The sequence below is a fragment of the Pseudomonas sp. B22129 genome, assembly GCF_044218875.1.
Lineage (GTDB): Bacteria > Pseudomonadota > Gammaproteobacteria > Pseudomonadales > Pseudomonadaceae > Aquipseudomonas.
On sequence record NZ_CP162592.1, the window covers coordinates 647,433 to 660,994 of the forward strand.

At 62.7% G+C, this 13,562-nt stretch carries 11 protein-coding genes; 6 read left to right on the forward strand and 5 right to left on the reverse strand.

Features of this window, described 5'->3' with window-relative positions:
- Positions 1 to 73: 73 nt before the first annotated feature.
- The 6 genes from dusB to AB4P94_RS03035 all read left to right on the forward strand — a co-directional run bounded on the left by dusB (position 74) and on the right by AB4P94_RS03035 (position 8,182).
- A complete protein-coding gene (dusB, locus tag AB4P94_RS03010) occupies positions 74 to 1,087 on the forward strand; it encodes a tRNA dihydrouridine synthase DusB (protein WP_395609340.1) in 1,014 nt (337 codons plus the stop codon).
- A complete protein-coding gene (gene fis, locus AB4P94_RS03015) occupies positions 1,084 to 1,404 on the forward strand; it encodes a DNA-binding transcriptional regulator Fis (RefSeq protein WP_002555375.1) in 321 nt (106 codons plus the stop codon). The genes dusB and fis overlap by 4 nt, the downstream gene beginning before the upstream one ends.
- An 82-nt stretch (positions 1,405 to 1,486) precedes the next feature.
- Positions 1,487 to 3,094: a bifunctional phosphoribosylaminoimidazolecarboxamide formyltransferase/IMP cyclohydrolase gene (gene purH / locus AB4P94_RS03020; protein ID WP_395609341.1), complete on the forward strand. Its 1,608-nt coding sequence runs from the start codon at positions 1,487 to 1,489 to the stop codon at positions 3,092 to 3,094.
- A 151-nt stretch (positions 3,095 to 3,245) separates the two neighbouring features.
- Positions 3,246 to 4,538 (forward strand): phosphoribosylamine--glycine ligase, encoded by a 1,293-nt coding sequence (gene purD / locus AB4P94_RS03025; protein WP_395609342.1) that lies wholly within the window; start codon positions 3,246 to 3,248, stop codon positions 4,536 to 4,538.
- Between the two features lie 115 nt (positions 4,539 to 4,653).
- Positions 4,654 to 7,425, forward strand: coding sequence for a response regulator (locus AB4P94_RS03030; RefSeq protein WP_395609343.1), 2,772 nt, complete (start codon positions 4,654 to 4,656; stop codon positions 7,423 to 7,425).
- Between the two features lie 160 nt (positions 7,426 to 7,585).
- A complete protein-coding gene (locus AB4P94_RS03035) occupies positions 7,586 to 8,182 on the forward strand; it encodes a MarC family protein (RefSeq protein ID WP_017253590.1) in 597 nt (198 codons plus the stop codon).
- Here the strand turns inward: AB4P94_RS03035 and AB4P94_RS03040 are convergent.
- From AB4P94_RS03040 to cobG, 5 genes are all read right to left on the reverse strand, one after another.
- Positions 8,179 to 8,958 carry a hypothetical protein gene (locus AB4P94_RS03040; protein WP_395609344.1) on the reverse strand — a complete coding sequence of 260 codons (780 nt, stop codon included), beginning with the start codon at positions 8,956 to 8,958 and terminating at the stop codon, positions 8,179 to 8,181. The two genes, AB4P94_RS03035 and AB4P94_RS03040, sit on opposite strands and share 4 nt — an antisense overlap.
- 239 nt (positions 8,959 to 9,197) lie before the next feature.
- Entirely contained in the window at positions 9,198 to 10,835 is a 1,638-nt protein-coding gene (cobJ, locus tag AB4P94_RS03045; RefSeq protein ID WP_395609345.1) for a precorrin-3B C(17)-methyltransferase, read from the reverse strand.
- Positions 10,835 to 11,566 carry a precorrin-2 C(20)-methyltransferase gene (locus AB4P94_RS03050; protein WP_395609346.1) on the reverse strand — a complete coding sequence of 244 codons (732 nt, stop codon included), beginning with the start codon at positions 11,564 to 11,566 and terminating at the stop codon, positions 10,835 to 10,837. Before AB4P94_RS03050 ends, cobJ begins: the two co-directional genes overlap by 1 nt.
- Entirely contained in the window at positions 11,566 to 12,192 is a 627-nt protein-coding gene (locus tag AB4P94_RS03055; protein WP_176997058.1) for a precorrin-8X methylmutase, read from the reverse strand. The genes AB4P94_RS03050 and AB4P94_RS03055 overlap by 1 nt, the downstream gene beginning before the upstream one ends.
- Entirely contained in the window at positions 12,185 to 13,531 is a 1,347-nt protein-coding gene (cobG, locus tag AB4P94_RS03060; protein ID WP_395609347.1) for a precorrin-3B synthase, read from the reverse strand. Before cobG ends, AB4P94_RS03055 begins: the two co-directional genes overlap by 8 nt.
- Between the last annotated feature and the right edge of the window lie 31 nt (positions 13,532 to 13,562).

A 13,562-nucleotide genomic window follows, 5' to 3' on the forward strand; every position in this document is an offset into this window, starting at 1 on the left:
AGTCATCGAGAGCGGGTATCATGCCAACCCTTTTTCGAACTCTAATGATCCGGCCCCACAACAGGGAAGTCCTATGTCGGCGGTACGCATCGGCCCATACACATTGCAGAACGGCTTGATCCTCGCCCCGATGGCGGGTGTCACCGACCAGCCCTTTCGTCAGCTGTGCAAGCGTTTGGGCGCGGGTCTAGTAGTCTCGGAAATGGTCACCAGCGACATGAGCTTGTGGAACACCCGCAAATCGCGGATGCGCATGATCCACGAAGGTGATCCCGAGCCCCGCTCGGTACAGATCGCCGGTGGAGATGCACAGATGCTGGCGGACGCGGCCCGGGCCAATGTGGAGCTGGGTGCACAGATCATCGACATCAACATGGGCTGCCCGGCCAAGAAGGTCTGCAACAAGGCCGCCGGTTCCGCATTGTTGAAAGATGAGCAGTTGGTCGCCGAGATCCTGCAGGCCGTTGTCGCCGCAGTGGATGTGCCGGTGACCCTGAAGATTCGTACCGGCTGGGACCGGGACAACAAGAACGGCCTGACGGTGGCGAAGATCGCCGAACAGGCAGGCATTACAGCGCTGGCAGTGCATGGCCGCACCCGCGCCGACCTTTACACCGGTGAAGCCGAGTACGACACCATTGCCGCCATCAAGCAGGCGGTGTCGATGCCGGTGTTTGCCAATGGCGACATCGACTCAGCCGAGAAAGCCCGGCGCGTGCTGCACGCAACCGGTGCCGATGGCTTGTTGATTGGCCGGGCCGCCCAGGGGCGGCCGTGGATTTTTCGTGAGATCGAGCACTTTCTGCGTACCGGCGACGTGTTGCCGGCACCGGAGCTGATCGAGGTGGAACGTATTCTGCTAGAGCATCTGGCCGCCCTGCACGCCTTCTATGGAGACGTGATGGGAGTACGCATTGCTCGCAAGCATGTCGGCTGGTATCTCGCAACCTTGCCGGGCGCCAGGGAATTTCGCGCCCACTTCAATCGTTTGGATGATACGGAAGCACAGTGCGCCAACGTTCGTGAGTTTTTCAGCGAGCGTTACAAGAGCCTGGGGACAGGGGACGGAGAGGGGGTGGCCGCATGACGATGATGACCGAGACTTTAGTGAGTGGAACAACACCCGTGAGCGACAACGTCAATTTGAAACAGCACCTCAACACGCCGAGCGAAGAAGGCCAGACCCTTCGCGGGAGTGTCGAGAAGGCGCTGCACAATTATTTCGCCCACCTTGAGGGCGCCTCCGTCACGGACGTGTACAACCTGGTGCTCTCCGAAGTCGAGGCGCCGTTGCTTGAAAGCGTGATGAACTACGTCAAGGGCAACCAGACCAAAGCCAGTGAGCTGCTGGGCCTGAACCGTGGGACCTTGCGCAAAAAGCTCAAGCAGTACGATTTGCTGTAAGCATTCAATCAAACCAGAAAGGCGCCCGCGTAAAAAACGGTCGCCTTTTTTGCTGACTCCTTTGCTTTTGATGGAAATTGAAATGACCGACCAGACTACCCGCCTGCCGATCCGCCGTGCCTTGATCAGTGTTTCCGACAAGACCGGGATCCTCGAATTTGCCCGGGAGCTGGAAGCCCTGGGCGTGGAAATCCTCTCCACAGGCGGGACCTTCAAACTGCTGCAGGACAACGGCGTGGCCGCAGTGGAAGTTGCGGACTACACCGGTTTCGCAGAAATGATGGACGGTCGGGTCAAGACCCTGCACCCGAAAATCCACGGCGGCATCCTCGGCCGTCGCGGCACCGACGACGCGATCATGACCGAGCACGGCATCAAGCCGATCGACCTGGTCGCCGTTAACCTGTACCCGTTCGAAGCCACCATCAACAAGCCAGGCTGCGACCTGCCGACCGCCATCGAGAACATCGATATCGGCGGCCCGACCATGGTGCGCTCGGCAGCCAAGAACCACAAAGACGTGGCCATCGTGGTCAACGCCAGCGACTACGCCAACGTGCTGGAAAGCCTGAAAGCCGGCGGCCTGACCTACGCCCAGCGCTTCGACCTGATGCTCAAGGCCTTCGAACACACCGCTGCCTACGACGGCATGATCGCCAACTACATGGGCACCGTTAACCAGGCGGCTGAAACACTCTCCACCGAAGGCCGCAGCCAGTTCCCGCGCACCTTCAACAGCCAGTTCATCAAGGCCCAGGAAATGCGCTACGGCGAGAACCCGCACCAGAGCGCGGCGTTCTACGTGGAAGCCAAACCCGCCGAAGTGGGCATCGCCACCGCGACCCAGCTGCAAGGCAAAGAGCTGTCCTACAACAACGTGGCCGACACCGATGCCGCGCTGGAATGCGTGAAGAGCTTCGTCAAGCCGGCCTGTGTGATCGTCAAGCACGCCAACCCGTGCGGCGTGGCCGTCAGCCCGGACGCTGAAGGCGGTATCCGTCAGGCGTACGAACTGGCCTACGCCACCGACACCGAATCGGCCTTCGGCGGCATCATCGCCTTCAACCGTGAACTGGACGCCGAGACCGCCAAGGCGATCGTTGAGCGTCAGTTCGTGGAAGTGATCATCGCCCCGAGCGTCAGCGAAGAAGCCCGTGCCATTGTTGCTGCCAAGGCCAATGTGCGCCTGCTGGCCTGCGGCGAGTGGTCGGCTGACCGCGCCGCTGCCTGGGACTACAAGCGCGTCAACGGCGGCTTGCTGGTACAGAGCCGCGACATCGGCATGATCGGCAGCCAAGACCTTCAAGTCGTGACCCAGCGCGCCCCGACCGAGCAAGAGATCAACGACCTGATCTTCGCCTGGAAAGTGGCCAAGTACGTTAAATCCAACGCCATCGTCTACGCCAAGAACCGCCAGACCATCGGTGTCGGCGCCGGCCAGATGAGCCGCGTGAACTCGGCGCGTATCGCTGCGATCAAGGCTGAGCACGCAGGTTTGCAAGTGGTGGGTTCGGTAATGGCTTCCGACGCGTTCTTCCCGTTCCGTGATGGTTTGGACAACGCGGCGAAAGCCGGCGTGACCGCCGTGATCCAACCGGGCGGTTCGATGCGCGACGCCGAAGTGATTGCTGCCGCAGACGAAGCTGGCATCGCCATGGTCTTCACCGGCATGCGCCACTTCCGTCACTGATCCAACTCGATCGAAATGTGGGAGCGGGCTTGCTCGCGAATGCGGTGTATCAGCTACATATTTTTGCGCCTGACACACCGCTTTCGCGAGCAAGCCCGCTCCCACATTTAAAAGCGCTCCAGCGGCGCCTACAGAATTTGAGGTTTTTGAAATGAATGTTTTGATCATCGGCAGCGGTGGCCGTGAACACGCCCTGGCCTGGAAAGTTGCCCAGGACCCTCGCGTCCAAAAGGTTTTCGTCGCACCCGGCAACGCCGGCACCGCCATTGAAGCCAAGTGCGAAAACGTCGCCATCGACGTGCTGGCCCTGGAGCAATTGGCAGATTTTGCTGAAAAGAATGTGTCCCTGACCATCGTCGGTCCGGAAGTGCCACTGGTTGCCGGCGTCGTGGACCTGTTCCGCAGCCGAGGCCTGGACTGCTTTGGCCCAACCGCTGGCGCTGCCCAGCTGGAAGGTTCCAAGGCGTTCACCAAGGACTTCCTGGCTCGCCACAAGATCCCGACCGCCGACTACCAGAACTTCACCGAGATCGAGCCGGCCCTGGCTTACCTGCGTGAAAAAGGCGCGCCGATCGTGATCAAGGCCGATGGCCTGGCCGCCGGCAAAGGCGTGATCGTTGCGATGACCCTGCAGGAAGCCGAAGACGCCGTGCGCGACATGCTCGCCGGCAACGCCTTTGGTGACGCCGGTTCGCGTGTGGTCATCGAGGAGTTCCTCGACGGCGAAGAAGCCAGCTTCATCGTGATGGTCGACGGCAAGAACGTACTGCCGATGGCCACCAGCCAGGACCACAAACGCGTCGGCGACGGCGACAGCGGCCCGAACACGGGCGGCATGGGCGCTTACTCCCCGGCCCCGGTGGTTACCGCCGAGGTGCACAAGCGCGTCATGGACCTGGTGATCTGGCCGACCGTGCGCGGCATGGCTGACGAAGGCAATGTCTACACCGGTTTCCTGTACGCAGGCCTGATGATCGACAAGGCCGGTAACCCGAAAGTCATCGAGTTCAACTGCCGTTTCGGTGACCCGGAAACCCAACCGGTGATGCTGCGTCTGCAATCGAGCCTGGTGCTGCTGGTGGAAGCCGCCCTGGCCCAGGCGCTGGACAAGGTTGAAGCACAATGGGATCCACGCCCAAGCGTCGGCATTGTGCTGGCGGCCGGCGGCTACCCTGCCGATTACGCCAAGGGCGATGTGATTGAAGGTCTGGACGCGGCTGCTACGCTGGAAGGCAAGGTGTTCCATGCGGGCACCGCGCTCAAGGACGGCAAAGTTGTAACCGCAGGTGGCCGCGTGTTGTGCGCCACCGCAATGGGTGCCAGTGTCGACGCCGCGCAACAACAAGCGTACAAACTGGCCGCAAAAATCGACTGGAAAGGCTGCTTCTACCGCACGGACATCGGCTACCGCGCCATTGCCCGTGAACGCGGCGAGAACAGCTGAACAGCTACACTTGAGTAGCTATCCGTTCGGTTAGGTGAGGGCCTCTGGCCCTTGCCGTACACATGTCGCCCCGCGCATAGTTAACCCGTGCATCAACCTACGAAGGGATTTCGCCGTGCGCTGGCTCAGGATCGCCATAGGTTTCACAGTCAGCTTGCTGACCCTGCTCTGCTTGTTCCCGGCCCAGGCCGCCGCGCAAGGCAGTGGTTGGGCGGTATTGCTTGATGAACAAGCCGACCTGCAGCTGAGCGACATCCGTTCCGCCCGCTACACCAACCAATTCAGCCCCATCGAACTCGACCGCATTACCGCTGCGGAGCCGGACGGTGCGTTGTGGGTACGCTTCAAACTGCAACCCGGCAAGCACGAGCAAGTGCTGCGGGTATTTGCCCCGGACCTGTCTCACCTGAGCCTCTACGTGCTGGATGGCGACACCCTGATCGAGCAACAAAGCACCGGCACCCGCCAGCCCCAGGCGGAACGACCGCTGCCCAGCAGTGACTTCATGCTGCCGATGCCGCAAAGCCAGAAGCCCCTTGAGGTCTACCTGCGGCTGGTCTCGGAACATGAACTGCGCCCCTATATCACCCTGGAACCGGCCGTACTGGCCGCCGCCGACCAGAACCAGACGCTGATCTACGGGCTGCTGTTCGGCGTGCTGTTGATGCTGATCCTGCACAACCTCACGCGCTTTGCTTACCACCGCTCACGCAGCAGCCTGTGGCTGGCCGCCTGCGAAGTGCTGCTGATGCTCAGCCTGGCGCTGCTGCTCAACCTGGTGGGCCCATGGTTGCCGAACTGGCACGCGGTGCAAACCCCTGGCGCCTACCTCGCCCTGCTGCTGACCGCCCCGTGCGGCTTGATGTTTGCCTACCGCTTTTTCATGCCGCTGGGCCCGCACCCGCTGAACAAGCTGCTGATGGCCGACATCCTGTTTATCGTGCTGTGCGGCTTGTTGCTGCTGTTCGTCAACACCTTGCCACTGAACATCATCACCTATGCCTTGGTGGCCCTTGCCGGGTTGAGCATGCTGTTTGTCTCGGCCTATCACTGGCAAAAAGGCTACCGCCCGGCACGCCTGTTTGTGGCGGCGATGGTGGTGTTCAACATCGGCACGCTGATCATCCTGCCGGCGCTGCTTGGCCTGACGCTGGTGGCGCCGCAAGGCCTGATCGTCACCCTGTTGAGTTTTATCTGCCTCAGCGGCTTGCTGATGAGCCTGGCCCTGGGCGAACGCCAGCGCGCCATTGTCGAAGCCCGTTTCAGCCTCAGCCGCGACCTGGCCGCCAGCAACGCCGAAATTGCCGCCAAGGCCGAGTTCCTGGCAAAAATCAGCCACGAAATCCGCACGCCCATGAACGGCGTGCTGGGCATGACCGAACTGCTGTTGGGCACGCCGCTGTCGGTCAAACAGCGCGACTACGTGCAGACCATCCACAGCGCCGGCAATGAGCTGCTGACACTGATCAACGAGATTCTGGATATCTCCAAGCTGGAGTCCGGGCTGATCGAACTGGACGACGTGCAGTTCGACCTCAATGCGCTGATCGAGGACTGCCTGAGCATCTTCAGGGCCAAGGCCGAACAGCAGAATGTCGAGCTGATCAGCTTTATCCAGCCCCAGGTGCCCCGCGTGATCAGCGGCGACCCTACGCGCCTGCGTCAGGCGCTGTTGAGCCTGCTGGAAAATGCCCTGCAAAAAACCGATGAGGGTGAAGTGCTGATCGTCGTCGCCCTCGACGAGCGCAGCACCAAGCCACGCTTGCGCATCGCCGTGCAAGACAGCGGCCTGCCGATGGAAGCCGCCGAACGTGACGCGCTGCTGCACAGCGAACTGCACAGCAAGAACTTCCTGTCGGCCACGCGCTTGAGTGGCCACCTCGGCCTGGTGATTGCCCGCCAACTAATCCTGTTGATGAACGGCGAGTTCGGCATCAAGAGCGGCAGCCATCAGGGCAGCACCTTGTGGCTGACCCTGCCGTTGGACCCGGAACGCCTGGAACATCCGACCTCCGACCTCGACGGCCCCCTCAAAGGCGCCCGGGTATTGGTGGTGGACGACAACGACACCTGCCGCAAAGTGCTGGTGCAGCAATGCTCGGCCTGGGGCCTGAACGTCAGCGCCGTGCCGTCGGGCAAAGAGGCCCTGGCGTTGCTGCGCACCAAGGCGCACCTGCGCGATTACTTCGACGTGGTGCTGCTGGACCAGAACATGCCCGGCATGACCGGCATGCAACTGGCGGCGAAGATCAAGGAAGACCCGAGCCTGAATCACGACATCCTGCTGATCATGCTCACCGGCATCAGCAATGCGCCGAGCAAGATCATCGCGCGCAACTGCGGGATCAAACGCATCCTCGCCAAACCCGTGGCCGGCTACACGCTGAAGACCACCCTGGCCGACGAACTGACCCAGCGCAGCAAAGGTGTTGTACAACCTCGCCCGGCCATCAGCCCGCCAGCAGCCGTGACCGTGCCCAGTGATTTCCGCATCCTGGTGGCCGAAGACAACAGCATCTCCACCAAAGTGATTCGCGGCATGCTCGGCAAGCTCAACCTCAACCCGGACACCGCCAGCAACGGCGAAGAAGCGCTGGAGGCGATGAAAGCCCAGCGTTACGACCTGGTATTGATGGACTGCGAAATGCCGATCCTCGATGGTTTCTCCGCCACCCAACAACTGCGGGCGTGGGAGGTCAGCCACCAGCGTATTCGTACGCCGGTGGTGGCGCTGACGGCGCACATTCTTTCCGAGCACAAAGAGCGCGCACGCCAGGCCGGGATGGACGGGCACATGGCCAAACCGGTGGAGTTGTCGCAGTTGCGCGAGCTGGTGGAGTTCTGGGTGGCCCAGCGCCAACAGCGCCCGGAACACGCGCCTTCCTGACCTGAAATACACTCCCCTGTGGGAGCTGGCTTGCCTGCGATGCAGACACCTCGGTCTCTCAGGAGGACCCGGTTGATGCCATCGCAGGCAAGCCAGCTCCCACATTTGATCTTTGTCGCCTGATAGACTCTCACCACTCTTCTCGCCGCGAGCCGCCTCCATGCTCCACGTGTTATTCAGCGTCTACCTGAAAATGCTGGTGCTCTACAGCCCGTTCTTTGTGCTGTCCTGCTTTATCAGCCTGACTCGCGGCTACTCCAGCAAGGAACGCCGACGCCTGGCCTGGAAGGTCGCGCTGGCAACGCTGGTGTCGAGCGTTTTGCTCTACCTGTTCGGCCGGGTGATTTTCAGTGTGTTCGGCATCACCGTGGATGCCTTCCGCATCGGCGCCGGCAGCGTGCTGTTCATCTCCGCCCTGGGCATGGCCCAGGGCAAATCAGCGGTGCAGACCGACAATGTGCAGCAGGACGTGACCATCGTGCCGCTGACCATTCCCCTCACGGTCGGGCCTGGCACCATCGGCGCACTGCTGGTGATGGGCGTCAGCCAGCCGCATTGGGACGACAAGATCATGGCGATCCTCAGCATCGCCCTGGCCAGCCTCACGGTGGGCGTGGTGCTGTACTTGTCCAACCGTATCGAACGCATTCTCGGCGACCAGGGCTTGCAGATTGTCAGCCGGTTGATGGGGTTGTTCGTGTGCGCCCTGGCCGCGCAAATTATCTTTACCGGGGTTCGCGGCTACCTGGTGCCCTAGATCCGGTATTTGGCAATGGCCAACTGCACCTTGTCACCTGCGCTCTCGCGCATCAGCTGGATGGTTTTTTCGTTGACCAGCGCGGTATTCAGCACCAGGCAGGTTTGCCCGCTGAAGGCCTCAAGCGAGGCGCTGTCCCACTCCAGAAAAGGCAGGCCTACCTGCTTGTTCACCCCGTGACTGCTGTAGGTCACGAGCACCATCATGACTTCGCCATCGGTTTCAGCGCAGGACGCCAGGCCGAAATCACCGCCCTGATGCACCGTGCAATTGCGCTTGAACAACTCGAAAGAGGCCGGTTGCCGCTTCAGCGCTTCCAATGCATCGGCGGCGAGTTTCGGCAGCCCCGCAAGGATTGGCCCCGCCAGCGAGGTCGTCGCCAGCATCGCCGCAATGATATCCAGCGCCGCCAGTTGCACGGTCAGCCCCTTGCCGGAGCTTGAGACCCGCTCAAAGCGGCTGCGCACCGGCAGCCAGCCCAGGCTGATCATTACCTGGATAAATTCGTCGTACCAACGCTCGGTGCCCCGGTTGACCTTCAACACATCACTCACATAACTGCTGGCCAGCAGGTAGCTTTTGCGGATGTACTCCCGGTTCAGCGCCGACATGCCCTCCACAAACGAGATCACGCCGTTGTTTACCACGGCCGCGTTACTGTCATCTTCGTCGTCCGGCGCCACGGCGGCGGGCAACCCGGGCGCCCCCGGCAGCTTGTAGGCGGCAATCAACTTGCGCCGCTTTACGCTGTTGATCCTTCGGCGATATCGCTCCATTTTCACTTCTCCACAAGCACCCCAACGTGGGGCGTGTGTTCACACTAGTTCAGGCACCGACGCGCTTTCCAGACCACAAACATCGCTTGCCTGCCCCCTCGGAAAAGCGCTGCCCAGCAATGGCGGGGGCTCGCGCAGCACCCTTCCGGATTTCAGCCGCAAAAAAAGAAAAAGCCCCGAAAAACGGTGGGCAAACACCCGACGTTATTCGGAGCTTTCTCTGGTGTGGCAGGCTGTTTTCAGGAGGCAGGTTTTTCGCCATACCAGCGCGGCGTATACACCCACTCACCGCCACCGGCGCGCGGGAACACGCAAGTGGTGGACGAGCCGATCAGCACCATGGTGCGCATATCGACTTGCTCGGGTGTCAGTTGCCCCAGCGTGGTGACTCGCAGGGTCTGGCCGGGGCGGCCGATGTCGCGGCCCAGTACCACGGGCGTTTCAGCGGTGCGGTGCAGCGCCACAATTTCCAGCGCGCGCCCCAATTGCCACGGCCGCGAACGCGAAATCGGGTTGTAAAACGCCAGGGCCAGATCAGCCTGAGAGGCCAGGTCCAGGCGCTTTTCGATGATCGACCAGGGTTTGAGGTTGTCCGACAGCGACATCACGCAGAAGTCATGCCCCAGCGGCGCCCCGGCTTGGGCCGCAGTGGCGAGCGAGGCGGAAACACCTGGCAGGATTTCCAGGTCGACCTGATGCCAGGCCGGGTCGCTGGACTCATGCAACGCCTCGATCACCGCCGACGCCATGGCAAACACGCCAGGGTCGCCGGACGACACCACCACCACCGAGCGGCCCTGTGCGGCCAGCTCAAACGCGTGGCGGGCGCGCTGCATTTCTTCGCGGTTGTCGGTGCAGTGCTGGATCTGGTCGTCACGGAACGGCCCGGCCATGCGCACGTAGGTCTCGTAGCCAAGCACATCGGTGCAGCGCGCCAGTTCAGCCTTCACCGCCGGCACCATCAACTCGGCGGCACCGGGGCCCAGGCCGATCACGGCGAGGCGGCCACGACCACGGCCGACGTGCGCCAGGTCCAATGGTCGCTCGCCGACAGTGATCAGGATGTCTGCGTCTTGCTCTACCGAGGCGAAACGCAACGGCACCGCCAAGGCCGACGCGGCGGCATGCAACGAGGCTTCAGCCATTTGCGTATCGCTGGCCAACAAGCAGGCCAACGATTGCACGGCAATACCCGCCTCCTGCAAGGCTGTTCGCACACGCTCGGCCAGGTGCTCACCCGGCTTGCAGGTGACACACACATTCTTCGGATAAATCAGCAGCTCATTGGCAGCCGGTTCACGGGCGTCGCTGCCAACATGAATCGCCAAACGTGCCTGTTGGTCTTGAGGCAGGTTGGCGTGGTCCAGCCACGGCGCAGCGCCTTCTATACGCACGCTTTCGCCCGCCAGCAGGTCCGAGACAAACCGCTTGCCCAGCTCCAGGTCCGCCAACTCATAACCCTTGGGCGGGTTGAGCAGGCAAGTGCCGAAGCGTAACTCGCCACTGGTGGTGATCGCAGCCGCCACATTCAGTGCCGTCGCAATCTCGCGCGCCATGACATTCACACCGCCAAGCCCGCCGAGCAACGGCACCACAGCGCTGCCGTCTTCGGCCACCGCCAGCACGGCGGGCTCTTCGCCCTTCTCCAGCAGCAACGGCGCCAGCGTGCGGATCACGATGCCCGCCGCGCACAAAACAATCAGCGGCGTGCCTTGCCCATACAGTTGGCGCAGGGTCGCGCCGAACTCGGCATAGGCTTGGTCGGCACCTTCAACCCGTCCAGCCAGACCGTGAATCCGGGCGCCCGGGTAGACCTGCTGGATCTTGCGCGCAGTCGCCAGGCTGCCCTGGCCCAAGATAACAATCGCCGGATTCATCACCCTTGCCACCGTTCGCCCGGCACGATGATCAGCGAGAAGTACGGCGACGAGGCCGGGTCCACCTGATCCAACGGCACGATCTTCTGGTTGGCCATGGTCGCGCGCTCCACATACAGCGCGCGCCCGGCCAGGCCGAGTTCTTCCAGCACCTGGCGCACTTTCGGAAAGTTGCGACCCAGCTTCATGATCACTGCGGCATCGGCATCGGCCAAACGACGCTTGAGGTCGTCATGGGGCAACACACCGGATAGCACCGACAGGCTCTGGTTGCGATACACCAACGGCGCACCCAGCACCGAAGCGCCGCCGAGCATCGAGCACACGCCGGGGATGACCTGGGCTTCGTACCGCTCGGCCAGGCGGTCATGCAAGTACATGTAGGAGCCGTAGAAGAACGGGTCGCCCTCGCAGATCACCGCCACGTCGCGGCCGGCGTCCAGGTGCGCTGCCACGTCCAGGCTGGCGGCATCGTAGAAATCGCTGATGACTTGCTCGTAGGACATCGGCGCCGGCAGCACTTCGGTGGTCACCGGGTACACCAGCGGCATCAGGGTTTGTTGTGGCACCAAGTGATCTTCGATGATGCCGAAGGCGTTGCCCTTCTTGCCCTTGGCCACAAAGTAGGCCACCACCGGCGACTCGCGCAGCAGGCGCAACGCCTTGAGGGTGATCAGTTCCGGGTCACCGGGGCCGACGCCCAGGCCGATCAAACGTCCGCGTGCCGGCATTATTCGACCTCCGTGGCCAGGGCGTTGACTGCGGCAGCAGCCATCGCGCTACCGCCGAGACGGCCCTGCATGATCACGAAGGGCACACCACGGCTGTCCGCCGCGAGCATCGCCTTGGATTCGGCGGCGCCGACGAAGCCCACCGGGAAACCGAGGATCAACGCCGGTTTGGGCGCGCCCGCGTCGAGCATTTCGAGCAGGTAGAACAACGCGGTCGGCGCATTGCCGATCACCACCACACTGCCTTCCAGGTGCGGGCGCCACAGTTCCAGTGCGGCGGCGGAGCGGGTGTTGCCCAATTCGCGCGCCAGCTCTGGCACGCTGTCGTCGCGCAGGGTGCAGATCACTTCGTTGTTGGCCGGCAGGCGTGCGCGGGTTACACCTTCGGAGACCATCCGCGCATCACACAGAATCGGCGCGCCAGCCGCCAGCGCATCGCGCCCGGCCTTGCCCGCACCTTCGGAAAACTGCAGGCCGTCGATGGCCTCGACCATGCCGCAGGCATGGATCACGCGCACCGCGAGTTTTTCCAGGTCGGCCGGGATGCGGTCCAACTTGGCTTCCGCGCGAATAATGGCGAAGGAGTTGCGATAGATCTCCTGACCGTCGCGGATGTAATCAATCATCGGTGTTGCTCCGTGGGTGAGCGCGCAACAGGGCGCCCGCCGCTTCAATGGAAAGGGTGCGCGCGTGCAGCCGGCCGAAACCCGGGTGGGCTGCATCGCGAAAATAGAGGTCGTAGTGGCCGGGGCTGACGGCCAGCAGCGTCACTGGCGCGGTGTGCGCGGCGGCGCAGGAGCGTGGGCAGCCAGACAGGTGCACCTCGTGCTGCGGTTGCAGCGCGGCCAGTTGCACGGCATCGGCCTTGGTGTCGGCCAGGCCTTTGCCGCAGCCGCTGGAGCCGGTGCAGGCGACCATGCGCGCCAGGGGCTGGTCGACTGAGCAGAGGAAGCCCAGGCGTTCCAAACCGTCAGTCACGGCATGAGGATTTTTTACGTTGGGCAGCAGCACGCCCTGCCAGGGCGTGAAACGCAAGGTGCCGTCGCCGAACTCGCTGGCCAGCTGCGCAACGCCGTTGAGCATCCTCGAATCCAGACGGCCCAAGGGTGCGACGGCGGCAACGTAGAACTGGTTTTGTTCGTGCTGTGGATAAGTGCCGAAGTGCAACAGGGCCCCACTGGCCGGGCGCTTGAAGCCGTCGGTAGGCCGCAATGGCAGGCGCAGACGGCTCAGTAACTTATCCACAGCCAAATGGCGCATGCGGGTTTGGTCGGGGGTGGCGAGGTCCAGAAACGCTTCCAGCACAGCCACCACCAGCGCATGGCCCTGCTCCAGCGACACGGCCGCCAACGGCGCATCCAGCCCCGGGCAACCGGCCAGGCCGAACGCCAACAACGTTTCGCCCTTTCGCTCAAACGCCGACAGCCACAGGTCATGGTGATGTTCAAGCATAGCCAGGGCTTCGCCGCCATCGAGTTGCACGGCGAACTTGGCCGACAGCTCATGGAAACGCGGGTGGTTTTGCAGGGTGGCAAGGATTTGATCGGCCAGCGGGCGGGTGTCGAACAGCATCTGCGGGTCGATGCCGGCGCTGGGGCTGAGCATCAGGTTGCGTACGTCGTCACCGGCGGCGTTGTTTGGGCCAAGGTCCGCAGCGAGCAGCATGGCGATCAGGGCATCGCTTTGGACGCCGATGCCGCGAATCTGCAGGTTGGCACGGTTGGTCGCCTCGATCACCCCGCCCGCATAGGCCCGGGCCGCGTCGGCCACCGCGTGAGCCTGCTTTGCGGTGATAGAACCACCGGCCAATTTGATCCGGCAAATGCCGCCATCCAGCGCCTGGACGATACGCAGCAACCCCGGGCAGGCCGAGGGGCGTAAGGTATTCGCAGCGGGCGTCTGGTTCACGGGGCTACCGGTTGACGGGTAAAGGCGCGGTATTATGCCTGCTTTGTCCGGCGGCATGAAAAGCCTGCCCGTCGGATGTCGCTCAAGG